This window comes from Kocuria sp. CPCC 205263, assembly GCF_040981075.1.
GTDB classification, from domain to species: domain Bacteria; phylum Actinomycetota; class Actinomycetes; order Actinomycetales; family Micrococcaceae; genus Kocuria; species Kocuria rosea.
On the sequence record NZ_JAVKPV010000002.1, the window covers coordinates 224,040 to 250,778 of the forward strand.

A 26,739-nucleotide genomic window follows, 5' to 3' on the forward strand; every position below is an offset into this window, starting at 1 on the left:
GTTGCCCTGGCAACCGGATATGAGGACCACGCACGCCCCGATGCTGTCGGGATCAGTGGCCGGCCCCTCGCTCACCGGTGCGTACATCTCACGGCGATTGGTGAAGTCACGTTGGGCCACCGCCGGGGGCATGGCGCGAGTGCGTGCGCCAATGGCGCTGGGGACAGCAGAGCCGCCGCTGGTGCGGTGGCGCCGGATGGCTGCGGCGGTCCGATCCTTGTCACCGTTCCGGAGTGGCCACTGTCGGAGACCACTGCGATCCGGACTCCTTCGCCGAATGCGGTGTGAGCGGCGTACAGTTCGTCGTCCAGGGACATGCCGTGCCTGACCGTGACGATGATTATCCAGGTCGGTGGAGGCTTTCCTGGGTCTCGGGCCTTAGTGCCGTACAAGCCACAGGCCAAGCCGCGGGTTCCCCTTGTGTATTCGGGTTGTGAACTTCAGCCGCCACCACCAAGAGCAACGCCAACGCGTGCTGCTTGTTGAGCGGCGACGGCGCTAGCTCCTTGGCGCTCCACCATCAGTTCTGGCTCAGAAGCTGTGGCTATGTCTCGCAGAGGGCCAAAGGCGAGCACCCGTTCCGGCGGTCACCGCTGGAGGCGAGGACGGTCTTCTCCTCCGCGTTGGGCGGGGGTGACTGGCTTCATAAACGCATGAAGATGCACGGACCCCTACCGGTGGGCCGGTTCGTCCCGGCACAGTAGCGCCATGACATCGGGGATGGCCTGTGCGGTGAGTGGGTGCGGTCAGGAGGCCGTGACCGTCCTTCCGGCGGTGGCCTGGACGGCGGCGACCTTTCCGGAACTGACCACGGCACCGCTGCATCACTACTGCCCTCTCCACGAGCCGGTGATCAGTGACCGCTACGCGGCCGCGGTGGACTGGACGGTGTGCCGGGACAGCGCCGAAGGTCACCACCTGGACCCGCAGACCCTCCAGCAGATCTGCGCGCACCTGAAGGCGATGAGGACCCCGAAGGCCCAGGCGGTGCACACCGCCCTCCTCCGCCTCACCGGGACCCCCTGAGTCCGGGCATCCTTGCCGCGGATCGGCGCAGGCGCCTTCTGGTCCCGGCACGCTGGTCCGGGCGCTTCCTTCTCGCCCCCGGGCACACCACGTCCTCCGGCACGGCGGCCAGGTCCTGGCCGCGATGGGCATTCAGCGACCACCGTGGACTGGCTGATTGTTCGGAAGCGGCCGGGGCGAGTCCGAGTGGCGCACGCACCTGGGGATGTCGCGGGCCCTGGTGGGGTCGTGGGTGTGCGCTCACGCGCCGGCGCGGTGGGCGAGGTGCTCGAGAACGCGCCGGGTCTTGGTCTCCTGACGGCTGAAGGGGTTCAGCCCGCGGGCGGCTGCGGCGGTCGAGAAAGCGATCAGGCGCTCCAGTGGATCCTCCTTACTTCCTGCTTCGAGCTGGATCGACAGCTCAAGGAAGTCCAACCCCTCGAGGGTCCATCGCTCCACCATCGTGATGAACTTCCCGACCTCCACGTCCTTCCACCGGGTGGCCTCGATGGGCCCCAGCGGAGTGAGCGCGTCCAGGACCACACGACGATCGGCGCAGGCGGCCAGGAACTGCTGGTGGTGCTCGCTGAATACCTCCCGGGGCGCAAAACCGCCCCGGAGACTGTCTCGGGGTGCGTGCCCTGGTGCCAGGCGCTCGGGGTCGATGTCGACCTTCAGGGAGGCGGCCAGGGACCGTCGTGTCCCCGCCCAGTCCTCCTCGATGCGGTACTCGTAGCCGTCGATCTCCTCGTCTGCCGAGTGCGCCCGGTCCCAGGGGTGGGGCAGTTGCGTGCGGCGTGCCGGGCGCAGTTTCACCGTGGCGTCGGCTTCCCAGCTGCCGTTCTTCTTCTCGTCCAGGCGGACCCGGAAGATCTGCCCGGTCCCCAGCATCGGCAGGTGCTGGGGCAGGCCGGGGGTGAGGTCCTCGAGGAACCAGATCCGCCGGGCCCGGCCGTCAGGAAGCTCCAGGTCCTGCACGGCCTTGTCGACGGTGCCCGGGGGAGACTCAGCAGGATCGCCGCCGACGGTGATCTTGATCTCGATCGGGTGTTCCAGGGGCATGGTCGGCTCCTTCGGTGCTGCGGGCCCCGGGGCGCGGATGGCTCCCGGATCGCTGGGGTGAGTACTGCTGCGTGACGCCCGCCTGGTGCTTGCTCGGTGGGAGCGACCCTCAGCCAATCTGCAAGTGGGATGGCTTCGGAGAACCTGTGGGAGGGGGCAGCAGCGGACTGTAGCGGGTCGGTGAGGAAACGGGAGTGGGACAGCTTCCCAGCTGTCCCGGCCCGCAGCGCTCCCTGATCGTGCGGCCGGTGGCCCATCATCCCCCCGGACGCGGGTGCGGCCGCGGGACGCGGTGACGGAAATACTCCGCGACCATCCGGTGTTACGCCAGGTCACGCCAGGATGGGTCCGGTGCGCCGACGGGTCAATAGCGGCCGGGATCATGACATGTCCGGCCCGGGCTGGAAGGCACTGCGGTGACGCCCTGCCGGCAAGCTCGCCGTGACAGCGAGCAGAAGCAGTGGCAGCAGCGTGGCTACGGTGCGGTCGTAGCGCAGCCCGAGACGCTTGAAGCGCAGGAGCCAGGAGATGGTGCGCCCCACGACCCAACGGTGTCGGCCCAGGTGTGTCTTGGCCTCGATCCCGCGCCGGGAGATCCGGACCTTGGTGCCCTGCCGGTGCAGGTAACGCCGGCACCTCGGGTAGTCGTAGCCCATGTCCGTGTGCAGCTTCTCCGGCCTGCGACGGGGTCGCCCTGGGCGCCCTCGACGGCCACGGAGTGCCGGGGTGTGGTCTCCAGCAACGGCTCGAAGAGCTTGTTGTCGTGGACGTTCGCCGCGGAAGCCAGTACGTGCAAAGTAAGGTCGGCCGCGTCGGTGAGCAGGTGGTACTTCGTGCCCGGTTTCCCGCGCTCGGTCGGGTTCGGGCCGGTCAGCTCACCCCCCCCTTTGGACTGTACGGACACCGCGTCGATGCTGGCCCGCGCTCAGTCGAGAATCTTGTTCTCGAAGAGTTCTTCGAGTACGACCCGGTGGAGCTTCTCCCAGACTTCGGCATCCTGCAACTCACGCAGCCGGCGCCAGGCGGTGTGCCCGGATCCGCAACCCAGGGCCGGGGGCAGATCCCTCCACCGGCACCCGGTGTGGAGCACGAACAGGATGCCCTCCAGGGCGGCACGATCATCGATCCGGGGCCGGTCCCCTGGCCCGCGAGGCGGTGGCTGGGGTGGGATCAGCGGGGCGATCAGCTCCCAGAAACGGTCATCGGCCATCTACGACTGCTTCCTCCTCATGAAGGCACTGTGCACCACCTGGAGGAGAGTCAGCAACGAAGGATCAGGTTTTGAGGCCAGGTCTGAAGGCATTGTGTACCGAACGCACCGAAAAGCGCCCCGGCTTTGAGGCCCGGGGCGCTTTCGAGAAGGGAGTTGTCTTGCGGGAACAGCACGTCCACGTGTATCTGCTGATGTTCGCATTCATTTGCTAGTTCCAGGGCAGCACCAACTGAGGTGACACATCCGTGCTTGACCATTCCGACCACGTGCCGTTGATGACGATGCGGAACTGTACCGTGTGGTAGAAGTCGCCCCTGTTGTCGTCATCCCAATCCACCGTGTTAAGAGTAGTTGAGAATCGCGTGTTAGAATCCTTCGTTGAAAGCCTCCAATTGGGATACGCATTTGTGGCGGGGTCATATCTCCATCCGCCAATTTTGTCGTCTTCCCAATGAGGGTGCCACCCTCCGTCCGCTTCCCAGGCTTGAAATCTTACTTGCACTTTGGTGTCGGCATTCTTGCACTTGACGTATGCGTGAAGAGTGATTGTCTGCTTATGCGCTGCGCTGGGCGTGGAATCGTATGGCTTGTAACTGGTCAGGGTGCAATTGTACTTCGTCACCGCAGCCTCTGCCGGCGCAACGGCTAATGCTGGAAAAATTAAGGCCCCCAAGCACAAGACTGCCGCTGATATTTGGCTGCGCCGGCCATGACGATGGTGATCTGTATTTTCCATTGTGGTCACTGATGTGTTTTTCATTGTGAGTCCTGATGTGTGCAAATGCTGGAGCCGATGTAAATTTCACTTCGGCGGTGGTGCGACGCCAACAAATTCACGGTGGCGTCGGGAAGTGCCCCTTGCTATGCGACGTGGGGACACATGACCGGCCGCGACATCCCGCTCCCAGACGCGAACCGCCTACTCGCATCGGACCTTTGGGTGGAGGCGTCACCGTAACCGATTGGTCTGCTCCAGGAAGGTCATGTAGGGCGATATTAACGAATACTGAAATGCGTGTGGTGAAAAGTTGCTATTTCACCGGTTTCGCCACCGAGAATGTAGAGCACTCACGCTCAATCGGACGAATGGTGCTGGGGCTCAGATGGTTGCCCGGCCGCGCCCGAGAACCGGCCGGGCAACCGCCCTTATGTCACTAGCAGTAGTAGTAGTAGGTCGCCCAGTAGCCCGGGACCCAGTAGGCATAGCCGTAGTTGTCATAGGTCCAGTAGCCTGCGACCCAGTAATTGTAATAGCAGACGCCGCTGGTTTGGCTGAGCGTGGAAGATACCTTGGTTTCGCTTTGGACGCCACTGCTCGCCAGAGCAGGAGTGGCCAGCGAACCGCCCACGAGGGCGGTCGCGATAGTTGCACCGGCGAGAGTCTTGCGCATGATGTTCATCATATCTCCTGAAAAATGGCATGCATGATAAATGCAAAAAACATGCACGCAAGGGATGAAATTCCGAGACCTCTGAGACAGGTCTCACCATTGAATAGTGGCTAGCATTATCATGAATGCGCAGTTGCGCTATCTCAATGGTTGAGTGGAGAAAACAGTATTATTGTTTCTGGTCGATGATGGCCGTCTTGCCTCCCTTGTTCGATGTATGGGTGGTGCTCGTGAGGGGAACTCCTGTACGCATGACGGCAGCATGGCCGAGATGTTTCGAGGCTGTAATGGACCCGTTGTGTCGGTGAGTTTCTTCACTGGCGACCTGACGGGGCACTGTAAGGGTTATTTTCAGCACCAAAAAGCATGGGTTAATTGAGCCTTGTTCGAGCTGAAATCTACCGAATTTGCCGACCTCATGTCGAAGCCTTATAAAGGCAATCATGGTCTTCAGTGGAGGGGATTTCATCCACCCGCAGATTGAGTTCTCGGGTACATCGACGGGTGTACGCTCTTAGGCATAGCCTGTCAGCTCAGGGTCGAGATCTCCGGTCGACCGATCCGCCGGCGGCAGGGTTGCCGGGAACATCCAGACGCGCGGAAGCCGTAGGTCGTGGACCGTTGCGCCCTGTCACCAGACGTGTTAAATCAGTTCCCGGTGCTTGCACCTGCCGAGCGATCTGCGTGGGGTCAGCGTCCCGTCAACGAAGCCGACATATCCATCACTCCGTCCGGTATCCACCTCTATTCCTCCGTCTCGCACAGCAGGCCGTATCTACCTCATAGGGGCCGGAAAGTGACTCCCCAGCCAAGGGGTATGAGGCGTCTTGTCGGGGAAAGATTCGATCGTCGTCGCGCCCGGGAGTGATGGGGGGAGGGCCAGTTCCCCGTCCGCCCTGCCCCTAGTTGTAAGAGGGCGTGACGTTATTGACTCGGGCCGGGACGCGTGAGGCCGGGGGCTGATCACCACAAGCGGTATGGGGCCGATGGTAATTGAAGTGGTTCACCCACACCCCGATCGCCTCCTGGCGGGCCTGCTCACTGGCGTAGGGACGGACGTAGAGCACCTCGTCGGCCAGCAGCCGGTTGAACCTCTCGACCTTCCCGTTGTGCCGGGGCGTGTAGGGGCGGATCCGCTGATGCCGGCCGGCGAGGGCTTCCACGGTGCGGGTAAAGTCCCGGGCCTTGTAGTTGGCGCCATTGTCCGTGACCACCCGGTGCAGCCGAGTGATGCCGTGGGCGGCGAAGAACGCCCGCGCCCGGCAGAAGAACCCGATCGTGGTGGTGGCCTTCTCGTCGGCGAGGGCCTCGGTGTAGGCCAACCTCGAGAAGCCGTCCACGGCCGAGTGCAGGTAGGTGTAGCCCACCTTCGCCCCGGGCCCGCGCTTGGCCGCCTTGGCAGCGTGGGACCCGCGGCCGTGGGCCCGCCACCCGCCACCGTCGGGGATCCGCCCGACCTTCTTCACATCCAGGTGAACCATGTGCCCGGGCCAGGCGGCACGGATCCGCTGCGGCGGGCGCCTGAGGTCGTCACCGTCCGGGGTGAGGTCGCACAGCCGAGAGATCCCCAGGCGGGCCAGCCACCGGCCCACGGTGCGCAGGTGCAGCTTGTGCCCGAGCTCGAGCAGGTGGCGGTGGATGCGCCTGGCCGACCATTTCCGTTCCCGCCGCAGGGATTCGATGAGCTCCACGACCGCCGCCGGAGTGCGGTTCCGGCTGCGGTGCGGAGTTGAGGGGCGGTCGGCCAGTCCTGCCTCGCCGGCGGAGAGGTAGCGAGCCACCCAGGTCGCCACCGTGGGCCTGGAGACCCGAAACTCGGCGGCCACATGGGCTTTGGGGATTCCGTCGTCGAGGTGGCGGCGGACCATGCGCAGCCGGCCGGGCGGGGTCAATGGTGCGTTAATGTGGGGCATGAACGGGCTCTCTCGTGCGGGCGGACGGTGTAGGAACTTCCATCCTGTGGCGAGGAGCCCGTTCCTCATCTCACCGACGCACCCGCGCCAAGAACCTCATGCCCCACAACATCTAGTGCTACCAGTCGAAGAAGACTGTCCGGATCAACTATTGCCGGCGCGAATCGTGGTGGCTGACACCGAAGGGGAAGTCGTCGGCCGCACCTCGAGCGACCAGACAGGCACATTCGAACTGGCACTGCCTCCGGGAAATTACCAGATCCAAGCCTCGAACATGGAGGGCGCCCCGTTGCCAGACGCTGAACAGGTAACGGTCAACGTGTGCCGGGGCAAGTTCACGCGGGTGACGATCAAGTTCGACTCCGGCGTCCGCTGACCAGACCGACCACACGTTCCGAATCAACTGCTGATCACCGTTGTGCGCACTCTGGACATGCCTCCGACGGCCCCGGGACTGCCCCGACTTCCGTTGACTCTCTGACCTGCCCCATGGCTTGGTTACCCAGGACCTCCCGGTGGTTGTTGTCAATGCCGTCTGAATATTGGAGTGGTTGCACGGGAGTGCGCACGAGGAATGACAGTGCCATGACCGCAGTGTGTTGGAGTTGCTGGTGGCCTGGTACCGCCTGCGGCCGATGAACCCCGGGAACACGACGACGGGCGAGCACGGGCGGCATCGACCCTGCGGCGAGACATCCCCCCACCACAGCACCCCTGTCGACCGTCGCGGACGGCGGCTACTGAATCAACTTGTTCTTCTGGCCCGCCACCTGACTGAGCACGTCACTGGCCTTGCGGTCGATGAACCCGGTCATGAGTTGCTGGGCCGCCCCGAACACGACTGCCCACGCGAGGATCTGCGCAGTACTGTCCAGATTGCTGAGTCCGGGAATGAACTCGCCGCGCATCAGCAGCAGACCGAGGACCGCGGTCAGGGCGCCCATGGGAAGCTTCAGGATGGACAGGGCGACCGGCAGCCCGATTCTCGTGCTGCGACCGTTCAGGTGGCGTAGACCGGTAGCACCGGAGACCGCACCGGACAGGAGCCCGATGAACTGGACGAGGACAATGTCGACTCGATTCGGTGTGGAGCCTGTAGGGCAGACGTCGCCACCTACCGGCTGGAAGCACAGCGGCACATGCGTCGGTTCGAACCATCCCCAGAGCGCCAAGGCGGCGGCCGCGAAGGTGAGGACCACCGCGGTGGCATACAGAACGGCGCAGAAGGTCTGCACGCGCGCCACCTCTCGGCGTGCTTCCAAACTCGCCACCCACACCGCGCGGATGAGCTCTTCCTTGACGCACGCATCCAGCTTGCCTTGTGCCGCCACCTCAGCGAGTTCCTCGACGCGTGTTCGCCGGGGGTCGTTCTTGCGCAGATGGAACTGTACGTGCGCCAGGATGTGGCTCATCTGCCCGCCAAGGTACTCCTCTGGTGCGCGCCGCAGCAGCCCGACCTCGGCAGCATCGAGATTGCTCGTGACGCGTTCCATGGTCGAGACGTTGCGGACAGGGCGCCACCGGGACAGCCTTTGCGCCGCCTCGGTGGCTTCCTTCAGATGATCCTCGATGGCACCATCCACGTAGGAGGGCGATGGCGAGCCGGCTCCATGGTGGCCCTCACGGAACCAGTCGAGCAGTGTTGCGAGTTCCGCCCCCCGTGTCAGGGCCTCCTCACGCCACGGGCGGTTAGTCACCTGACTGAAGGGGAACGGCGGCCTGCTGACTCTTGGGTTCTGTCGGTTGTCTTTGGTCTGATGCCCCTCGGGCGAAGGGACGCCTCCAGCTCCAGGGGTGGAGGGCTTTTCCTCTTCGTTCCCAACGCTTGTGCTCACCGGTTGCTCCTTCCACGTCGTCAGGCACTGGACGATCGCATCGCTGGTCTTGCACGCCTGACACCACGGCCCCCTGCACGGCTCCGCCGGCATCCACCGGTGTCGTGAACTCCCAGAACCCGGCATGCCGCTTTGCAGCGCACTCTAGGTACGCAGGCATGACCGGTCCGTTACTGGTAGCCCGAAGGACTGCCCGTGATGACACATGGTGACGGGCTGTTACCGCGGGGTGATGTCACCGCAACGATCCAGGCCCTCGGCTACACAGAGAGACGACCCCTTGATCCCGCGCGTCGGCCAGGACGACGCTGGAGATTCGCGGTTCTCGCCCGCCGGGGCAGTGGGCGAACACAACAGCGTGATCGGGGCATCATGATCACCGTTCGGTTCCAGTACATCACCGGCATCAAGCAACCCCTCTTCCGCAACGCACGGTTGTGCGGCAGCTGGAACGCCTGGGCCGAGATCCCGATGCGGGAGATCGTCACCGAGGATCCGGACCCGCACCTCGTCAGACCGGAGCGGACCGCCGTCATACCGGCGAACGGAGAGCACGTCACGGCACGGTACCGGATGACCGTGAGCCGATACCTGGGGGCGCAGAAGTACTATCAGGACGGCAACGAGGGCATTCGCTTCGCCGTCTGGGCACCTCACGCCCAGTCGGTCGACGTCGTCTTCGGGCTTCGGGACAACGGCTACATCGACGACGACGGGCGGGGCATCGACCCGGATCGGCCCATCATCGCGCTCCACGAGACCACTGGTGGCGTCTGGGCCAGCGCCGCCCAGCCGGATTTCTCAACCTACGTCGGACTGCCGTACATGTACCGCCTCCGCACCGCTCAAGGGGCCGTCAAGTACCGCACCGACATCCACTCCCGGTGGCAGATCGGGCGGGGCGACATCAACCCTGAGCATGCTGCGTGGGACGGTGATCCCCACACCCTCGACGGCGGGGTCAGTTGCAGTGTCGTGATCGACCAGGACCTGGTCCGCGAGGAGTTCGAGCCGACCACCGACCCGCCCCGGCAGCTCGCCGACGAAGAGTTCTGGGCCTCGGAGTTCACGCAGGAGAGGCCGGTGTCGACCCGGCTCACGGAGCTGGTCATCTACGAGCTGCACATCGGATCGTGGGGATACGGCCGGACGGGGCCTGGGAATCTGCAGGACGCCATGGATCTCATCCCTTACTTGGTATGCCTGGGGGTCAATGCGGTGGAGCTGATGCCGGTGTCCGAGACCGGCGGGGTCTACAGCTGGGGCTATGGGGACACGCACCACTTCGTCATCGAGTCCAGTGCGGGCGGACGGGACAAGTACAAGCACTTCGTCCGGGAGTGCCACCGCAACGGGATCGCCGTCATCCAGGACGTCGTCTACAACCACTTCGACAACCAGGCGGAACGCGCTCAGTGGCAGTACGACTCCGACCGGCCCGAGCAGAACATCTACTACTGGTACGAGGGAGACTCCACGTCCTATCCGACTCCGGAGGGTGGATACTTCGAGAACGGCTCCTCCGGGGCGGCGCCCCGATACTGGGAGGAGAACGTCCGTCAGCTGTTCACCAGCAGCGCCGCGGAATTCGCCGAGGAGTTCCACGTCGACGGGTTTCGCGTGGACCTCACCGAGGCGATCCACGGCCGCAACGAGCTCAATGGCACCGACATAGCGGTGGGCCGAGCGAACCTCTACGGGCAGAAGCTGCTGCGTGAGTGGAGCCGCACTCTGCACCTCGTCTGCCCCACCACCCTGCGCATTGCTGAGGACCATTCGGGGTGGTGGAGGGTCACCGAGCCCACCGATTCCGGCGGGCTGGAATTCAACGCCACCTGGTTCTCGGCGTTCTATTACGACCTCATCGGGGACGCCTCGGACCAGGGGGACAAGGCCCGCGTGCTCCACCGTGCAGGGTTCGGCACCGACGACCCCGTGCTGTGAAGCCAGTTCTGCGGGTCACTGGCGCGGACGGGTGAAGCGCACGTCGTCTACCACAAGTCCCACGACGAAGCCGGCAACCACGGTGGGACCATGCGCACGATCCGCGCAGCCGTCAACAACGCTGCCCTGTTCGGACCGACGCGCGACGCTGCGGAGGCGAGGGTCCGTGTCGTTGCCGGGCTCAGCATCCTCTCGGCCGGCACGCCGATGTTCGTCATGGGCGAGGAGATCTGCGCGCAACGGGTCTACAAGTACGACAACGTGCGGACGAGCCGGGAGGACATCTTGGGCGAGCGTCAGGGTCACGGGGCGAATCTCTTCCGCTACTACCAGGATGTGATCCGCCTCAGTCGCGGCAGTCGCGCTATCAGGTCCCGCAACATCGACATCATCCGTGCCTCGGACGACAATCGGGTCATCGCCTTCACCCGCCGTGAAGGCACCACCCAGGAGCTGGTCATCGCGTCCTTGAACAACCGGCCCTTTGCCGATGGTTACGTCATGCACTCGACAGTGGACCGGTTGCCCCCCGGAGGGTGGCAGGAGATCTTCAACAGCGATTCGCACTTCTGCGGCGGGTCCGATCTCGGCAACTACAGCGCCACGCTGCTGTGCCACGACGGGCGGATCGAGGTGCGGCTCCCGGCCAATGGGCTCATCGTCCTGCGAGGCGTCTGACCGGGGGAGGACGGTTGCCTGCGCGGGGCGTCACCGATCCGGGCCGGGGCGCCGGGCACGAACGGTCGGTGGTGCACGACGACGAGGTGTCGCCGACCATGGTGAGCTGGATCGGCGAAGCAGCCCATGTCCTCTGCATGGTGAGACCACGATGGGCAGTGGTTACGGTGACGCCGATTTCTCGCCTTGTTGCCGGTCTCCGTGGTCCAGCAGTGCAGCGGCAAGGTCGTCGACGTCTTCGGTGTTCCGCCGCCGACGAGAGTGGCATCGTTCAGAGGTCTGGTACCGCAGCGAGTATCAGCGTTTCCGAATCTGACCCGGACGGCATGCGCCACGGGGCGCCCCCCGCAGGAGGCGCCCCGTACATGGTCCAGCCAGCCGGAAACGGGCTGGGGTCAGTGCCTCGTCGACGTGGACCCGGTGGACGAGCCGGACCGGCCCCATGCCTCGAGCCCGAAGGTCTCGGGCTCGGCAGAGCCCGGGACATCCGGATGATCAGCGCTCGTCGGCGCGGGCGCCGCATCCTCCGCCGAGGGAGCCGTGGGCTCCTGTTGCGCCCGCGGCACGGCCGGCGGCTGGGCCGCGGCGGACTCCGGTCGCAGCTCGGTGCCCCGCGGCTGGTGCTTGCCGACCGGCGCGGGGACGACCGGCTGCGCACCGGTCTTCGGCGCTGCCTGCTCGTCCGAGTTCGCGTAGTAGGACTTGCCGTAGTAGCCGTAGTACCCGGCGTCAGCGCCGGTGGTGGGTACCCGGTTGAGCACCACACCGAGGATGTTGCCGCGGACCTGGTGCAGGTTCTCCAGGGCCTTGGACAGCTCGTCCGTGGTGGTCTTCTGCGCGGTGGCCACGATGATCGCGCCGTCGGCCGAGGCCGTGAGCAGCGCGGCGTCCGTGACCGGCAGCAGCGGGGGAGCGTCCACCAGGACCAGGGCGTCCTCGGCGAGGGTCTCGAGCATGGTGTGCATGGCCTTCGAGGACAGGAGCTCGGTGGGGTTCGGGGCGGTGCGGCCGGCGCCGAGCACCTGCAGGTTCGGGAACTTGTCGTAGGTCTGAAGGACCTCGTCCACCTGCACCTCCCCGGTCAGCACGTCGGTGACGCCCACGCCGGGGACCAGCCCGAACAGGTCGGTCATCACCGGGCGGCGGAGGTCCCCGTCCACGACGACGACGTTGCGCCCGGTCGAGGCGATGGCCACCGCCAGGTTCGCGGTGATCGAGGACTTGCCCTCACCCGGCAGGGAGGAGGTGACCACGATCATCTTCGGCGGGTGGTCCACGGAGACGAAGCTGAGGTTGGTGCGCAGCTCGCGCAGCGCCTCGGAGAACTCGTGGTGACCGCGCCCGCCGGAGAAGCCGGTCTCGATGATCTCGCGGTGATCGGCGAGCCGGTCGTCCTGTGGAATGGTGCCGAGGACCGCCACACCGAAGCCGTCGCGGATCTCCTCCACCGACTTGATCCGGCGGTCTATCTTGTACCGGGCGAAGGCGTAGGCTAGTCCGACCATAAGACCCCCTAGGAAACCAATAGCAATATTGAGGGGTACGTTGGGCGAAGTGGGGGACAGGGGGTACGAGGCATTGCTCAAGGGTTGTAGCGTGACTCGACCAACTGCTTCGCCGTCGCCAACGGCGTTGCTTTCCAGCGTCTGTACTTGGCCCGCTAAAGCAGTCACCCAAGCGTTAGCCAAATCAGCTGCACCTTCAGGTGATGTGGACTTTGTGGTGATGCGAATCTCCATCGTTTCGCTGGGTACATTAGTTTCCACGGAGCCAAGCAGGCTTTCTGGCGTCGCAGCCAATGCGAGATCACGGATGACAGCTTCTGCCACTGGTCGCGAGGTAGCCAAAGACTCGTAGGAAATTGCTTTCGACTGAGCAAGGCGGTCCCCTGCGACGGCGCTTGTTAGATCCTCCTGGCCAGTGGCGATCACAAGCCCGGTCGCAGTGGATGCATATACGTTCGGCCTAGTCAAGGACCAAGCGAGAGCGAGCAGCGTGCAGACTAGCGTGAGTGCCGTTATGACGCGCCAATGTTGACGTACCATTCGCACAAATTCGCGGGCATCTAGACCTGTGTCCGTATCCGTGGAACGGTCATACGTCACTGTTACTCCTTCATCCATAGATTGCCCAAAAACTCCTATAGCCCCTGGTGGCCAGGTGACCAGATGGCTTGGGGGCATGGTCGGGAGACCATCGACTTATCTGCCACAGCACCACGGATAATCCGCGTCAAGTGATGCCTGTCACGGAGCGCCCACGGGCGTGGATGTAGCTCATTCGCGGGCTGCCTGTAGTGAGCCATGGGAAGCTTCCGAGGGCTAACCTGCATGCAATGCTATCGTCTCCTGGCGCAGTCAAGGCGCGCCGCGCCGCATGTTGACGCTTGCCTTGGGAGACGCCTAATGCAGTGCAGACTTGCCGGCATGGCGTAACTTCCCCTGCGGGCAAGATCAGGAGACCCGTACCAAAGCAAGTGGAAGGAGCCACCCGCCCCCTCGGGTGACGAGCTCAATGGGAACGTCCACCGTGGGTCTCACGAGCGACGCGTGCCGAAAAGTTTACTTCGCGCGAGCAGATTTTGTCCCGTCCTGCGAACAGGTCTGAGAAACTGGAAAAGATATGAATCCAAAGGTAACCCTGGTGGCGGCTCCTCTTATTACAAAGGGAGGAGTCTTTCGATCCACATGTGAACTGGTCGAAGCAGCAAGAAATGCGGGACTTGATTGGAAAGGCGTCATTGTCACTCGTGGTGATCTAGGAGCGACCTCAGTGCCGGAAGGTGTTGATGTGCATGTCCTTGACTACGCTGGACTGACAGGATTGTTGAAGCTGAGAAGCCTGCTTGGAAAGCATGAACGCCTTCAAACTTCTGATGCTGTGATATCGCTCATCCCTCAGTCGGACGTGCTTCTTGCCACACTGAAACGTCACCGTAAACAAAAGCTCATTGCATATGTTCGTGGTGCTCCATGGCCACGTGAAGGTGAGGCCAACCATTTGCGTAGAACAGCATGGCGCTTGATCGAGAGATGGGCTCTGAGTCGCATGTGGGAGGTTTGGGCCACTACTCCGAAACTCAAGGCAGAACTGGACTGGCCACAAACACATATCGTCCCGGCTGGTATCGCCTCACACGCCCAAGCGCGAGTCCGAAAGTCAACAGGGTCAGTTTTGGTGTGGGCTGCCCGAATGTCCCCGGACAAAAACCCCCACCTTTTCCTTGAAATTCTGAAGCAGGTGCCGGTTACGGGTCTTATGTTTGGAGACGGCGAACTGCGCTCTGAGTTGGAACAAGCAGCACCGTCCAACGTGATGTTCCGGGGCTGGAGTGATCCTCAGTCGGTGTGGGAAGAGGGCACCATCTATATCGGGACATCGTTCAGGGAGGCATTCGGGCGCAGCGCGGTCGAGGCGGCCACAGGCGGTATGGCAACTGTGTTGTCTGATGCGTTCGGGGCAGCGCCGATGTTGTACACAGACAAACAACTTCGTGACGCCTATGTACTGGACCCTCATGACACGCAGGCCTGGGTAGTGGCCGTCCAGAATCTTGTCCGAAACGACAGTCACCGCGCCGATGTCGGCGACCATGTCCGTCAGAACGCCCAGGCGTTATCGATTCAGGGGTCTGTCGCAGCAATCGTCGAAAGAATTGACCATCGTGGCAGTCGGGCGGCCTGACATGACTAGACCAATCCTCTCGGGAACATTTGAGAGTCACGTGCATCCGACCGTGTTGCACCTTGACCACACTCGTACGCCGGGCGGAGCTGAGATAGCCTTGCGCCGCCTGTGCGAGAATGCGGGCCATTGGGTGCCCGTACTGGCACTGCCAGCTAGATCGAAAGGTTTGGAAACCGAGGACGCATTCAGGGATCAAGGTCTTTCGCATGTAAAAGTCATTGAAATTGGTAAGTTACAAAAATCTGGAGCCAGTTCCGCGTCTTTTGCGCAAGCGCTTAAATTCGGGTTCAATATCGCAGCAGAAGCGGTGCGCCTGCGTGCAAACCAGGCCTTCCGGTCAGCAGATGTCATCCACGCGAACACGAGCCGGGCCGCGCTTTACGGTGCCATGGCATGCTTCGGCACCGACAAACCGTTGGTCGTACATTTGCGCGACATGGTCGACTCCGCGAGTCTGGGGCGAGCGGGAGAATTTCTTTTCCGCAAGTTTGTCCTTCCGCGCGCTGATGCCGTGATTGGCAACTCCAAGGCTACGCTTTCCACAGCGCTGCCGTACCTCAGGAGCAACGCAACTGCCGAAGTCATCCCCAGTCCTGCGGGCATAGATCGCCGTTTGACGACGTCATTTGTCGCCCCCGAAGTGCGAAATGTCGGCATGGTCGCTCGGATCGATCCCTGGAAGGGGCAGGAACTGTTGTTCACTGCCTTCGCGCGGGTTTTTAAGGATTCGGCCGCCAAGCTGTACATTGCCGGCGCCCCTGCGTTTGGACATGAGAACTACCTTGGCCACCTGAAGCAACTTGCCCGGACGCTCGGGATCGAGGATCAAGTGGTGTTTATGGGTCATATCGAGAACATTTTTGATTTTTTGTCCGGCATGGACATCTGCGTTCATTCTTCGATCAGGCCGGAGCCCTTGGGTCAGAACGTGCTTCAATATTTGGCGGCTGGGCGGCCTACTGTCGCGGTCAATGCTGGAGGTCCGCCGGAATGGGTGACCGACAGGAAGAACGGCCTGCTGGTCCAAATGGGAAGCGAAAACGATCTCGTTGACGCACTTAGCGCTCTAAATAATGACTTTGAATTGCGGAAGGCTTTGTCGGAGGGTGCGCTGGGTTTTAGGAGAATTCCGACAGACGCAGAGATTGCTAACCGGTTCGGATCTTTAATCTTATCCGTGCGACGAGCGGTCATTGAGGCCAAAGCATGAGTATCCGAACGGAACAACTATTGGGTTCGGAGATAACGGTGCCAAACATTGTGGTCTTCCGCGAACGACTTTTTGTGCCGTCGGAAACATTTATTCGCTCGCAGGTGCAGTCAATGCAGAGGTACAACCCCCTGTACGTTTCACGCCGTCCGGTAATGAATGCACCGGAGGGGGTCTTGGCAGTATCTCTTGACGCGCAAAGCAGCAGATTGGCCCAGTACAAGTTCGCACTGGGTGGGCGATCCCGCGTGCTGGAAAAGCTAATTAAGCAAGAGGATGCTCGTTTGGTGCATGCTCATTTTGGTCCCGACGGAATGCTGATAGTACCCACGGCAGAAAGACTGTCTCTTCCGTCCGTCATCACCTTGCACGGCAGAGACGTCACTATCACAAAGCCCGATCTGATCCGTGCTCGGCGACCCGTAGCTATTCGGTACGCATTGGCTCGAGCATCGACCGCTCGCAGGGCAACACGCATCCTATGCGTGTCCGACTACCTTGCTGGCAAGGCTGTCGAATTGGGGATGCCCCCAGAAAAAGTTATGACTCACTACATCGGGGTGGACACCCACCGCTTCCCCATTAGCAGAGCCCCGCGCGAGCCTCGGTTCGTCCATGTGGCGCGATTGGTCGAAAAAAAGGGGACGTCGGTGCTGATTGATGCGCTTCACAAGATTTCTCCCCGATATCCGGATGCCCACGTGGATATCGTGGGCGACGGCCCTCTCAGGGAAAGCCTTGAAGCCATGGTCAATGCCCACGGGTTGCGGAAAAAAGTTCACTTTTACGGCCAGCAGGACCTAGCAAGCATTAAGACCCTTTTGGACCGAGCCTTGGCATTTGTCCTGCCCAGTCGGACAGCAGAGAATGGTGACCAAGAAGGCCTTCCCATTTCCATATTAGAGGCTATGAGCGCGGGTACGCCGGTGATATCGACTCGCCATTCCGGCATTCCCGAAGCCATACCTTCTGATGCGTACGGTCTACTCGCGGAGGAGAACGACGTGTCTGGCCTTGCGGAGCGCATGGAAGCACTTCTGGACAGCCCTAATAGGGCCACTGAGGTTGGACTCGCCGCAGCCCAACGAGTGAGGCAGGAGTTTGACCTGGTTCGGCAATCAGAAAAGCTCGAGCAAATATATGATGAATTGCTGGAAAAAAATAGTGCTGCGCAAAAAAATTAACATAAAATCGTCAGGCGTAAGTTGTTTAGACCGTCCAAAAGAGAGTGTGGAAAGAACGTGAAAGTTGCCATTACCAACGCCGTTCTGTCGAATACTGGAGACGCAGCCATTTACGAGGGCATCGTGCAGGCTCTGGAGGCGGGGGGAGTCGCAACACGTGCCGAAATCTACGTGTTCGACTCGAACGCGAGGGTCACAAGACGTCTCTATCCGTCTTGGAACATTTTCCAGCAACTAGCCGTGTCCCCACCCCGCAGGCCTGCACGTCTGCGCAACCTACTGCAACGGTTCCGTCATACTCTCGTGCGTACGGTGTCGACGAATCCCCGTGTTGCTCAGCGGATTTTTGGATTCCCAGTTTTGCGTCGAACAGGGTTTGCTCGGAGCTTTTGTTTGATGGCTCAGATGGAGCTCTTAATTAGTAGTGGTGGCACCTATCTGGTGGACCATTACAACTTCGAGTCCAGGGCGGTCGAGCTAGAGATGGGCTCACGACTGGGCCTCCCCGTTGTCCTCTGGACTCAGTCCATGGGGCCCTTCGACTCACCTCGGGCATCGACAGCCATTAAACGGATTGCTCACTGTACGGATCTGGTGTATTTCCGCGACGAGAAGTCTGCAGTGGCTTGGCGGCGCACGGTCTCCGGCGTGGAAGGGCGCGTGGTGGCTGACGCCGTATTCGCCCTTGCACGGCCGTCACGGATGTCTCAGCTATTCGGCGGCAAGCGTCGAGCACTTCTGTCCGTCCGCGAATGGAACAGGGGTGTGGCATCCGACTCATTTGATCAATCGACATACGCTGACGCTATGCGCCAGGCTGCCAGTGCCCTTCTTGAGGAAGACTTCGCCGTGACGGCGCTGTCAACCTGTCAGGGGGTGCCTGAGTACGCCTACGACGATTCAGCCCTGGCTATGAGGATCTTCGAGGGCATGAAGGTGGAAGTGGACAGAGATTTCCACGGCCCCGACGTACTGCTGCAGATTGTCGCTGAGGCGGAGGTCGTGGTTACCACGCGAATGCATCTTGCCATCATGGCTCTAGTCGCAGGTGTGCCCGTTATCGCTGTCGCCTATGAGTTCAAGACGCTGGAACTTTTCCGTTCGTTGGGACTCGGTGACTTGGCCATAAGCATCGAATCGGTCACAAGTGACTGGATTGAGGGCAAGCTGATAGAGGTGAGCCAAAACCGCGAAAGGTGGACGCTCAGCGCTGAACAATTGACGAAGTTGCGCACGGCGGCAATGTCGCCAGTCGAAGATTTGCACGAGATTGTTCGTCCTATCGCCCGGCAACCGTAGTTCCATGGCCACTGTATTGGAATACGGCGAGGAACAAGGCCGCCCCCTAAAGAAGTCCGTTGCCTGGAATGGTGCTTCGCTAATCGGTCGACAGATCTTTCTGCTGGGCTTTTCGGTTGTGCTCGCGCGGTTGCTGGGACCAGAGGCCTATGGGTTGGTGGCTCAGGCGAGTGTATACATTGCATTTGCAATATTAATTCTTGACCAAGGCCTAACAGCCGCCCTGGTGAGTAGCTCACGGGTTACGATAGACACGGTTCGCGCAGCGGCCGGTCTAAATATAGTCCTTTCACTAGTGCTTTTCGCGGTAACCTTCGCCGTCGCGCCGGCCACCGCAGCGTTCTTTAACACTCCCGAGCTTGAGTTGGTGCTGAAAGTTCTTGGCGGAGGCCTGGTTTTGAAGGGACTCGCAATTGTTCCGCGCATGGTGCTGATGCGCTCCTTCGCTTTCAAGCCCATCGCGATAGCCGACGTGCTAGGAGCGTTGCTTGGCGGCCTGGCCGGATTGGCTGCCGCGTTCGGCGGTCTCGGGTACTGGTCCATCGTCATTCAAGTCATTGCGAATGATTTTGTAGTGGCTATTATGCTGATGGGAGCGGCGCGATTCTTTCGTCCCTCAATGCGCTTCTCTCACCTCAAGCAGATTTTTGGTTTCGGATCAAGAGTCTTTCTTGGCAATGTGGTTTCTGTGACTTCCCGCAATGTGGATAACTTGCTCGTAGGTAAGTTTTACGGCGCCGCCGATCTTGCCCTGTACTCGCTGGCCTACAGAGTGTTGTTGACGCCAGTGCAGATGGTGGGCCAAATGGTCTCGCGGGTACTGTTTCCAGCCATCGCCAGTCATAAGGCGAACTTGCCAGAAGTATCTCGGTTGACGCTACGGAGCATGTCGGCCATCTCTCTTATTACTTTTCCTTTGATGACGTTCGTAGCGATTTCAGGTGAAGATGCGGTATTGGTTTTCCTGGGTTCAAGTTGGCTCGGTGCTGTGCCAGTCCTTCAAATACTTGCTTTAACCGGTGCTCGACAATCGGTAACTTCTATCCATGCGCCTCTTCTTTTGGGTATGGGAAAATCTCAAACGCACTTGCGCTTTAATTTAATCGCTGCCGCGGTTCAAATTGGTGGTATTGTCGCTGGATTGTCGTGGGGCATGGTTGGCGTCGCCTGGGGGTATACGATTGCCGGCCTCGTGCTTACTCCATACATTGCTTATCTGCACAAAGCGACAGCCAGAACCTCATATAAGAGCATGTTGGGATCTCTAGTCCCAGCCATAAGTTTGAGCGCGTGGGTAGCTGCGCCCTACGCCATGCTAATGATCGTTCCCCTACCACCCTTTGCGCGACTCGTGTGTGGAGGACTACTTGGTTGCGTGGTGATGGTGGTCGTTCTCCGTTTCCTGCATCGAAAAGCCTGGGGACAGGTGCGTGCAGACGCCCACTTCTTTTTTCTAAAGCGGAAATGATACAGATTCCTCAATACAAAAGGGGGTAACTGCTATATGAAGCAGCCAACCGTAGCTATCGCCCACGACTATCTAACGCAAAGGGGGGGAGCGGAACGAGTTGTCCTCGCTATGCACCGGGCGTTTCCGGATGCCACCATCTACACGACCTTATACAATCCGGAAAGTACTTACCCGGAGTTCCAAGATGCTAATATTGTTACATCGCCTTTGAATAAGCTGGGTGTTTTTCGTCGAAATCACAGGCTTGCTTTACCCTTTCTCGCCTTCGCGTCTCAAGCGTTGCGTGTTAGGGAGGACGTTGCGGTAATTTCATCCTCAGGATGGGCGCACGGTTTCACGTTTGATGGGAATAAGATGGTGTACTGCCATTCACCTGCTCGCTGGTTGTATTTTTCGCAGCAGTATCTCGGTTCCGCATTGTGGAGAAAGCCAGCAGGGTGGCCCCTATGGATGATGCGTCCTATTCTGCGTTTGTGGGACCAAAGGGCCGCCGCGAACTCCGTCGTCTATGTTGCCAATTCGACCCATGTGAAAAAGCGCGTGAAAGAAGTCTACGGCAGGGAGGTTGACGTACTACATCCGCCCTACGGAGTGGATACTAACGGGCCTCGCGAGCCAATTCCTGGCCTTGAGGACTTCGTGGGCGTAGGCGGGCACTTCCTGTTGGTGTCCAGGCTTTTGCCGTACAAGAATGTCAATCAGGCAATCGAAGCATTTAGGGGCCTGAATCAGCGCCTTGTGATTGTAGGAGCTGGCCCTCTGCGAGACGAGCTGGTCGAATCCGCCCCTATTAACGTCAAAATTGTTTCCCATCTGACAGACGCGCAGATGCGTTGGATTTATTCGACATGCGAGGCAGTTGTGGCGCCTTCCTTTGAGGATTTCGGTCTGACGCCAGTGGAGGCCGCGGCTTATGGTAAGCCCACCATCGCCCTACGCGCTGGCGGATATTTGGACACTGTTGTGGAGGGTGCCACTGGACTTTTTATAGATGCCCCGAGCCCTGATTCGATACGTGAATCCTTAGCAGCCTTCCCTAAATATGAATGGGATGGGCCAAAAATCCAAGAACACGCTGAGCAGTTTTCGGCTCAAGTGTTTATTGAACGACTGCAGGAAATCGTGCGTGGTATGAGCGAAGAGTGAAGGCTGCTAATTTTTTGGTCACAAGCGTCATCAGTATATGTATTTACTTTACGTCTGATATGTCGAGTTGCAATAGCTATATATGTCGATTTCTTCAAATTCAAGCATGAATGATTAAGTGTTGTGAGACAGAGCCTTCTTGACGCGGGTGCGTCGATGTCATGAGGAACGGGCTTCTCGCCAGAGGACGGAAGTCTCTAGTGGCCCGTCTTTGAAGTGGTTGGGCGGTTGCCTTTCCCGAGGATCTCGGTGCTGGTCTTGGTCCACACGAAGGGGTGGCAGCGGTCGTTCCAGCCGGTGACGAAGGCGGGGATCCGGGCGTTCAGCTCCTGGATTTAGACCACGTCGACCCGGTGTAGGGCCTGGCGTTCGACGATGGAGAACCACACCTCCACGAGGTACAGCCATGACGCGGAGGTCGGGGTGAAGTGGACCCGGAACCGGGGATTGTCGGCCAGCCAGGCTCTGACTACGGCGGTCTTGTGGGTGGCGTAGTTGTCCATCACCAGGTGCAGCTGCCCCTCCGTGTAGGCCCGGGCCACCTGCTTGAGGAACGCCAGAAACTCCTGGCGCCGGTGCCGCGGTTTGCACGCTGCGGTCACATGGCCGGTGGCGATCTCCAGCGCCCCGAACAGGGTGGAAGTCCCGTGGCGGACGTAGTCATGGGTGCGGGCGGCCGGGTTCCCGGGCTGCATCGGCAGAGACGGGGCGGTTCTCTCGAGGGCCTGGATCTGGGACTTCTCGTCCACGCAGAGCACCACCGGATTCTCGGGCGGGGCCAGATACAGACCGACCACGTCGACAACCTTGGCCACCAACTGCGGGTCGGTGGAGAACTTGAAGGTGCCCTCCCGCCACGGGGCCCCCCGTACTCGCGCCAGGCCTTAGCCACGGTGGAATGGTCAATCCCCAGCCGCCCCGCCGGCAGGCGGGAGGACCAGTGGGTGACCCCGAGCTTCTTCGGCGGCGGCCTCAGGGTAGCGGCCACGATCGCCCGGTGGTCGATCTGCCGGGGCCGGCCCGACCGGTCATGATCGGCCAGTCCCTCGATCCCGGCCTCGGTGTAGCGGGCCCGCCAGGCGATCACCGTGGTGCGGGTCGCGCCGACTTTCTCGGCGATCTCAGTATTGGAAACCCCGTCGGCGGACAGCAGCACGATCCGCGCCCGCTGCGCCAGCCCGGCCCGCACCGAGGTCGACCGGACGAGCTGCTGGAGCTTCTCCCGGTCGCCCTGGCGCAACAGCAACGGAGCCGCAGGATGATTCGCCATAACACATGGTCCCACTCCGCCAAAGGTTCAGGTAGTTCAACGACGGCCCACTAGTGTCCTGCGCCGGTAGTTCGTTGTATGAGTCGTGCCAGGGATCCGAGGATCTCCTCAGCGGTCTTGGTCCAGATGAAGGGCTTCGGGTTCTCGTTCCAGGCAGCGACCCAGGCGCGGATGTCGGCCTCCAGTGCCTGGACGCTGCGGTGATCTGATCTGCGGAGCAGATCGGCGGTGACGTAGGCGAAGAACCGCTCTACCTGGTTGATCCAGGAAGAGTAAGTCGGTGTGAAGTGCATGTGGAATCGCGGGTGGTCCTGCAGCCACTTCGCGATGATCGGGCTCTTGTGGGTGCCGTAGTTGTCGCAGACCAGATGCACTTCGAGCTCGGCCGGGACCTGGGCATCGATCTTGGCCAGGAACTTCTTCAACTCCACCGCCCGGTGCTGCCGGTACAAGGAGGAGATCACCGTGCCGTCGGCGGTGTTCAACGCCGCGAACAGGCTGGTAGTGCCGTGCCGGACGTAGTCATGGGTGCGCTTCTCGGGCATACCCGGCATCATCGGCAGCGCCGGCTGGGACCGGGCCAGTGCCTGGATCTGGGACTTCTCGTCCACGCACAGCACCACCGCGGCCTCGGGCGGGTTCAGGTACAGTCCGACGACATCGTAGACCTCGTCCACGAACAACGGATCGGTGGAGAGTTTGAACCCTTCCTCCCGGTGGGGCTTGAGCTCGAAGGCCTTCCAAATCCGCCCGATCGTGGACTTCGACAAGCCCGACCGCTGCGCCATCTTCGCCCTCGACCAGTGCGTCGCGTGCTGCGGTGTCGACTCCAAGGTGGCGACCACGACGTCCTCGACCTGCTCAGCAGTGATGGTCGGCGGCCGGCCCGGGCGGGGCTCGTCGACCAACCCGTCCAAGCGATCGGCCACGAACCGTGCCCGCCACTTGTTGACCGTGTTCGTTGAGCACCCCAGCCGCTCGGCCACTGCCTTGTTGGTCAGCCCTTCCGCGCAGGTCAGTACGATCCGTGAACGCAAGGCCACCGTCTGGGCGGACTTGGCCCGACGCGACCAGCGCAGCAGCTGCTCCCGCTCCTCGTCGGTGAGCACCAGCTCGGCTTTGGGACGTCCAGTACGGGCCATGCCCCATTCTAAGACTTAACTAATGAACTTGTGGCGCGGGACACTAGTAGCACCTCCTCGAGTGGTGCTGCTAGGGACTCGCTGAACGTTGTGGTGAGGTGGTGGGCGTCCCTGTAAAGCAGTTCGTTCCCCACGATTGCCGGGCACGATGTGTCGTTGCACATGTAATCGGTTAGGTCCACGTACCTGGCTTCACTGGATCGGGCCGCTGAGCGCTCCGCCTCAGCCACAGTGGTGTTAAGTGCTTCCGCCCGGGGGACGTCGCAAGCGTGTGCGTCCTCAAGGTTGGCGGATAAGCAAATGGCGGGGGTCTCCCCCATATTCGGCACGTCGGCTATTACGTTGACCGCAGCCCCTGCCGGGAGGGCGTCGATGGTCTTGGTAAGCCCATGACCCCACATTTGCGCGAAGTTCCCGTTCTCGCCTTGAAGCGTGCTGTTCCCGTAGTTGGCGAGCACCACCACGTCGGGTTGTTCCTGGCCCAGCCGCTCAATGACGTCTGCACGCCAGGTGTCGCACTCGGTGTAGGGGACGCCGTCGCGGAGCTTCGGGGCGTCGACGGAGTGGCATGAACTCTTCGTGTTGACGTCCAGGCGGATGCGACCGTTCTTAGCTAGTTCGTGGAGGGCGGGGAACCATGTGGCGGCGTGCGAATCGCCGAAGAGCGCGACCAGCGGGGCGTCGACGGTGTCTCCGTACTGGCAACCTGACGGGTCAGTGGAGGCGAAGTCGCGGTGGCACCCGTTGTTGTAGATCACGGGGTTGTCATCGGATGCTGAGCGAAGAGTGGGGGTCAGGTTGGAGGGCACGAACCCTGTCCCGGTGGGGGCAACTGCGATCTCTGCGAAGGGGGCTTGGCGCCCGGCGTTCAGCGGAAGGCGCAGGGTTACGAACATCGTGCCCACGGTCAACGCAACGATCAGCCCGGAAACGCATCCCACCAAGAGAAGGGTCTGTGCTGGCCGTTCTGTCCCCTTCCCCCGGGGGCGCCGCAAAGGGTTCTCCACCCAGCGGTACAACCCATAGGCGGCGGGAATGCTGAGCGCCCCAAGACCCAGGAGAATCCAGGCCGGCAAAGGGTTGTTGTGGCCAACGGCTGCCTGCGGGATGACCACCAGTGGCCAGTGGACGAGATACAGGGAGTAGGAAATCAACCCGATGAACTGCATGGGGCGCAAGCTGAGCACCCTGGCAGGGTTCATAGGACCGGCCATCCCTCCAACGATCACCAGGGCGGTGGCAAGCACGGGGACGGCGGCGTAGTAGCTGGGGAATGGCGTCGTGGCGTCATAGGCCACAGCCACCACCAGCAGCGCAACGAGTCCGACCCAGGCCATCAATCCCATGCGGGGGTGCGTGATCCAGCTGGCGCCCGAGCGCATGGCGAACGCCACCAGGCCTCCGACGCCGAGCTCCCAGGCTCGGGTAGGCAGAGAGAAGAACGCCCAGGGCTGCGAGACACTCATCATGACCACGCAGAGCAGGAACGACACAACGACCAGCCCGGCCACACCGTAGAACAGGGCCCTTTCAGATCGCTTGAACAACCGGTATCCGATGAGAAGAATGGCTGGCCACACGATGTAGAACTGCTCCTCGATACCCAGCGACCAGTAGTGCTGGAACACCGAGGGCGCGCTCTCCGCCAGGTAGTTCGTCCCTTGGACGCCGAAGAGCATGTTCGGCACATACAAAGCGGTGGCGATTGCCCCGCGGAACACCTCCCGCAGCTGCAGTGGCGGCATCCAGATCACCGCGGCGATCACGGTCAGCACCAAGACAGTGAACGCCGCGGGAAGGATGCGTCGGGCCCGTCTGGCGTAGAAGCTACCGAAGTGCACTGTGCCGTGTCGTTGCAACGACTCCAGCAGGTGAGTCGTGATCAGAAAGCCGGAGATTACAAAAAATACGTCCACACCGATGTACCCGCCTGAAAGGGCTTCGACACCGGAGTGGTAGACGACCACCAAAAGGACAGCTATCGCTCGCAGCCCTTGGATATCGCTGCGGAACCCGGTCTTCTGCGGAGTCAACTTTCGGAGCGCGGACATTGTAGAAACGGCCATGAGGGGGTCCTTGGGCTGGGGGCGCTAACAGTACCGACGGATGTGCGCGGGATAACGAACGTGGCTTAACTACGGCCCTGACTTTTATATGACGACCCGTGTTGATTCCTGGGCCTAGAGTGCGGCGGAGGTCTTGACCTCACTGCTCGCCGCTTTGGACCAACGCGCCAGCGGCCCCGGAGGTTGGAAGAGCCACCCACACCCGACCCGAGGAGCCACATACGCGAGGGCAAGTGGTGCAATGACCCCAGCAGACACGACGACGATCAAGAACAAGCCCTCTGATTCAACACCCAACCGTGCCAACACAATGCGCGTCCCTGCGGTAACAATTACGTGGGCGAGATAAACCTCAAGGGTGTGCTCGCCGACGTAACCTACGATTCGGCGAATGACCGATACGTGGGCCAGTGCTGCGGCCATCGCGAGCAAGACGACGATTCCCAGCAGAGCCCCAGCGATGCTTACTGCCACGGTATCGAGGGGCAGTTTCGACGAGCCTGCCGTCCCTGGACTCATGCCCATATGCCACAGGACCGCAAACCCGGCAGCCGCTACAAGTCCGAGCGCGCCCCAAATCCATAGTGGCCCATTTAGCGCTCGGCCGAGTCGCCCCATCCCGATGGCGGCGCCCAATGCTGTGAACAGCAGCAAAGAAAATCCGCGTAACCCAAACAGCAACGGGTTCCAATCCCAGGTTGCTAATGCCACCCCTGCCAGCACCACAAGTACCACAATTGCTCGCCGACGAGTCACCCAGGGAGCGGCGAACGTGATGACGAGCGCGGACACCGCAAGATACGGCAGAAACCAGAGATGCGCCGGCATCGTCCAGATTTGCAAGAGGTCGCTGACCCCACGGGGGGTGTTCTTCATACTGCTGGTGGCGATTTCGACGCTCGTTTGGATGAAGAACCACAGCACGTAGAGATAGACGGCCAGGGTCACTCGCTCCCTGACGTAACCGGCGGCCCCGCGCTTGCTGACCGCTCGAGGGATGAACAGGCCCAGGAGTAGCGCCAAGGCGGGCATGCGGAAGATGTATAGCATGCCGTTGATCTCGGCGACTCGGGAAGCTGGGTCGATGATGCCGGAGCCTACGAGTCCGTCGATGCTGTGGTTGATGACGACGCCGGTGACTGCCAAGGCCCGGGCGACGTCGATGGCGTGATTTCTGGGGGGTGCGGGGGTCACGCGTTCAGGCTAACGAGGACGTTCCCCAA

Annotated in this window: 18 protein-coding genes and 3 pseudogenes; 10 read left to right on the plus strand and 11 right to left on the minus strand. The window is 61.4% G+C overall.

The features are described from left to right. Positions 1–756: 756 nt before the first annotated feature. Positions 757–1,026 (plus strand): hypothetical protein, encoded by a 270-nt coding sequence (locus RF647_RS03535; protein WP_368810536.1) that lies wholly within the window; start codon positions 757–759, stop codon positions 1,024–1,026. A gap of 240 nt (positions 1,027–1,266) precedes the next feature. Here RF647_RS03535 and RF647_RS03540 read toward each other — a convergent pair whose 3' ends face one another. The 4 genes and pseudogenes from RF647_RS03540 to RF647_RS03555 form a co-directional block, all read right to left on the minus strand. Further along, positions 1,267–2,067 (minus strand): hypothetical protein, encoded by an 801-nt coding sequence (locus RF647_RS03540; protein WP_368810537.1) that lies wholly within the window; start codon positions 2,065–2,067, stop codon positions 1,267–1,269. Positions 2,068–2,447: 380 nt separating this feature from the next. After that, positions 2,448–3,277 (minus strand): annotated as a pseudogene (locus RF647_RS03545) (IS5 family transposase). Positions 3,278–4,434: 1,157 nt separating this feature from the next. Further along, on the minus strand, positions 4,435–4,683 hold the full coding sequence (locus tag RF647_RS03550; RefSeq protein WP_368810538.1) for a hypothetical protein: 249 nt from the start codon (positions 4,681–4,683) through the stop codon (positions 4,435–4,437). Positions 4,684–5,573: 890 nt separating this feature from the next. Further along, complete coding sequence (locus tag RF647_RS03555) at positions 5,574–6,584, minus strand: IS481 family transposase (protein WP_368810539.1); 1,011 nt, start codon at positions 6,582–6,584, stop codon at positions 5,574–5,576. A 169-nt stretch (positions 6,585–6,753) separates the two neighbouring features. On the opposite strand from RF647_RS03555, the gene RF647_RS03560 reads away from it, so the two are divergent. Further along, positions 6,754–6,960, plus strand: a complete 207-nt coding sequence (locus tag RF647_RS03560; RefSeq protein WP_368810540.1) for a hypothetical protein — start codon at positions 6,754–6,756, stop codon at positions 6,958–6,960. A gap of 361 nt (positions 6,961–7,321) precedes the next feature. Here the strand turns inward: RF647_RS03560 and RF647_RS03565 are convergent, their stop codons facing one another. After that, positions 7,322–8,419, minus strand: a complete 1,098-nt coding sequence (locus RF647_RS03565; RefSeq protein ID WP_368810541.1) for a hypothetical protein — start codon at positions 8,417–8,419, stop codon at positions 7,322–7,324. 372 nt (positions 8,420–8,791) lie between these two features. Between RF647_RS03565 and RF647_RS03570 the strand changes: the two genes are divergently transcribed. Beyond that, complete coding sequence (locus RF647_RS03570) at positions 8,792–10,363, plus strand: alpha-amylase family glycosyl hydrolase (RefSeq protein ID WP_368810542.1); 1,572 nt, start codon at positions 8,792–8,794, stop codon at positions 10,361–10,363. A gap of 90 nt (positions 10,364–10,453) precedes the next feature. Further along, positions 10,454–11,041 (plus strand): alpha amylase C-terminal domain-containing protein, encoded by a 588-nt coding sequence (locus RF647_RS03575; RefSeq protein WP_368810543.1) that lies wholly within the window; start codon positions 10,454–10,456, stop codon positions 11,039–11,041. A gap of 395 nt (positions 11,042–11,436) precedes the next feature. On the opposite strand, the gene RF647_RS03580 is transcribed toward RF647_RS03575, so the two are convergent. Then, positions 11,437–12,546 carry a polysaccharide biosynthesis tyrosine autokinase gene (locus tag RF647_RS03580; RefSeq protein ID WP_368810713.1) on the minus strand — a complete coding sequence of 370 codons (1,110 nt, stop codon included), beginning with the start codon at positions 12,544–12,546 and terminating at the stop codon, positions 11,437–11,439. 309 nt (positions 12,547–12,855) lie between these two features. Further along, positions 12,856–13,224: pseudogene (locus RF647_RS03585) on the minus strand (Wzz/FepE/Etk N-terminal domain-containing protein); the annotation flags it as partial. A gap of 439 nt (positions 13,225–13,663) precedes the next feature. Between RF647_RS03585 and RF647_RS03590 the strand changes: the two are divergent. From RF647_RS03590 to RF647_RS03615, 6 genes are read left to right on the plus strand one after another with little or no spacing between them, the layout of a single operon-like run. Next, the gene (locus tag RF647_RS03590) at positions 13,664–14,725 is read left to right on the plus strand and encodes a glycosyltransferase family 4 protein (protein WP_368810544.1); all 1,062 of its coding nucleotides are present in this window, start codon (positions 13,664–13,666) and stop codon (positions 14,723–14,725) included. A 40-nt stretch (positions 14,726–14,765) separates the two neighbouring features. Continuing rightward, positions 14,766–15,938 carry a glycosyltransferase gene (locus tag RF647_RS03595; RefSeq protein WP_368810545.1) on the plus strand — a complete coding sequence of 391 codons (1,173 nt, stop codon included), beginning with the start codon at positions 14,766–14,768 and terminating at the stop codon, positions 15,936–15,938. After that, complete coding sequence (locus tag RF647_RS03600) at positions 15,935–17,122, plus strand: glycosyltransferase (RefSeq protein WP_368810546.1); 1,188 nt, start codon at positions 15,935–15,937, stop codon at positions 17,120–17,122. Before RF647_RS03595 ends, RF647_RS03600 begins: the two co-directional genes overlap by 4 nt. Before the next feature lie 57 nt (positions 17,123–17,179). Continuing rightward, on the plus strand, positions 17,180–18,421 hold the full coding sequence (locus RF647_RS03605; RefSeq protein WP_368810547.1) for a polysaccharide pyruvyl transferase family protein: 1,242 nt from the start codon (positions 17,180–17,182) through the stop codon (positions 18,419–18,421). Between the two features lie 4 nt (positions 18,422–18,425). Then, positions 18,426–19,889, plus strand: a complete 1,464-nt coding sequence (locus tag RF647_RS03610) for a lipopolysaccharide biosynthesis protein (protein WP_368810548.1) — start codon at positions 18,426–18,428, stop codon at positions 19,887–19,889. A gap of 36 nt (positions 19,890–19,925) precedes the next feature. Next, positions 19,926–21,038 (plus strand): glycosyltransferase, encoded by a 1,113-nt coding sequence (locus RF647_RS03615; protein ID WP_368810549.1) that lies wholly within the window; start codon positions 19,926–19,928, stop codon positions 21,036–21,038. A 197-nt stretch (positions 21,039–21,235) separates the two neighbouring features. Here RF647_RS03615 and RF647_RS03620 read toward each other — a convergent pair. From RF647_RS03620 to RF647_RS03635, 4 genes and pseudogenes are all read right to left on the minus strand, one after another. Continuing rightward, positions 21,236–22,308: pseudogene (locus RF647_RS03620) on the minus strand (IS630 family transposase). 50 nt (positions 22,309–22,358) lie between these two features. Further along, positions 22,359–23,450 carry an IS630 family transposase gene (locus tag RF647_RS03625; RefSeq protein ID WP_368810550.1) on the minus strand — a complete coding sequence of 364 codons (1,092 nt, stop codon included), beginning with the start codon at positions 23,448–23,450 and terminating at the stop codon, positions 22,359–22,361. A gap of 8 nt (positions 23,451–23,458) precedes the next feature. Further along, positions 23,459–25,516: an acyltransferase family protein gene (locus tag RF647_RS03630; RefSeq protein WP_368810551.1), complete on the minus strand. Its 2,058-nt coding sequence runs from the start codon at positions 25,514–25,516 to the stop codon at positions 23,459–23,461. A gap of 114 nt (positions 25,517–25,630) precedes the next feature. Beyond that, positions 25,631–26,710: an acyltransferase family protein gene (locus RF647_RS03635; protein WP_368810552.1), complete on the minus strand. Its 1,080-nt coding sequence runs from the start codon at positions 26,708–26,710 to the stop codon at positions 25,631–25,633. Positions 26,711–26,739: the final 29 nt, after the last annotated feature.

Coding starts and splice junctions, on each gene's coding strand:
- RF647_RS03555 (WP_368810539.1), bottom strand. CDS start 6,584: ATGCCCCACATTAACGCACCATTGACCCCGCCCGGCCGGCTGCGCATG.
- RF647_RS03550 (WP_368810538.1), bottom strand. CDS start 4,683: ATGATGAACATCATGCGCAAGACTCTCGCCGGTGCAACTATCGCGACC.
- RF647_RS03630 (WP_368810551.1), bottom strand. CDS start 25,516: ATGGCCGTTTCTACAATGTCCGCGCTCCGAAAGTTGACTCCGCAGAAG.
- RF647_RS03540 (WP_368810537.1), bottom strand. CDS start 2,067: ATGCCCCTGGAACACCCGATCGAGATCAAGATCACCGTCGGCGGCGAT.
- RF647_RS03580 (WP_368810713.1), bottom strand. CDS start 12,546: ATGGTCGGACTAGCCTACGCCTTCGCCCGGTACAAGATAGACCGCCGG.
- RF647_RS03615 (WP_368810549.1), top strand. CDS start 19,926: ATGAAGCAGCCAACCGTAGCTATCGCCCACGACTATCTAACGCAAAGG.
- RF647_RS03625 (WP_368810550.1), bottom strand. CDS start 23,450: ATGGCCCGTACTGGACGTCCCAAAGCCGAGCTGGTGCTCACCGACGAG.
- RF647_RS03610 (WP_368810548.1), top strand. CDS start 18,426: ATGGCCACTGTATTGGAATACGGCGAGGAACAAGGCCGCCCCCTAAAG.
- RF647_RS03590 (WP_368810544.1), top strand. CDS start 13,664: ATGAATCCAAAGGTAACCCTGGTGGCGGCTCCTCTTATTACAAAGGGA.
- RF647_RS03575 (WP_368810543.1), top strand. CDS start 10,454: ATGCGCACGATCCGCGCAGCCGTCAACAACGCTGCCCTGTTCGGACCG.
- RF647_RS03600 (WP_368810546.1), top strand. CDS start 15,935: ATGAGTATCCGAACGGAACAACTATTGGGTTCGGAGATAACGGTGCCA.
- RF647_RS03570 (WP_368810542.1), top strand. CDS start 8,792: ATGATCACCGTTCGGTTCCAGTACATCACCGGCATCAAGCAACCCCTC.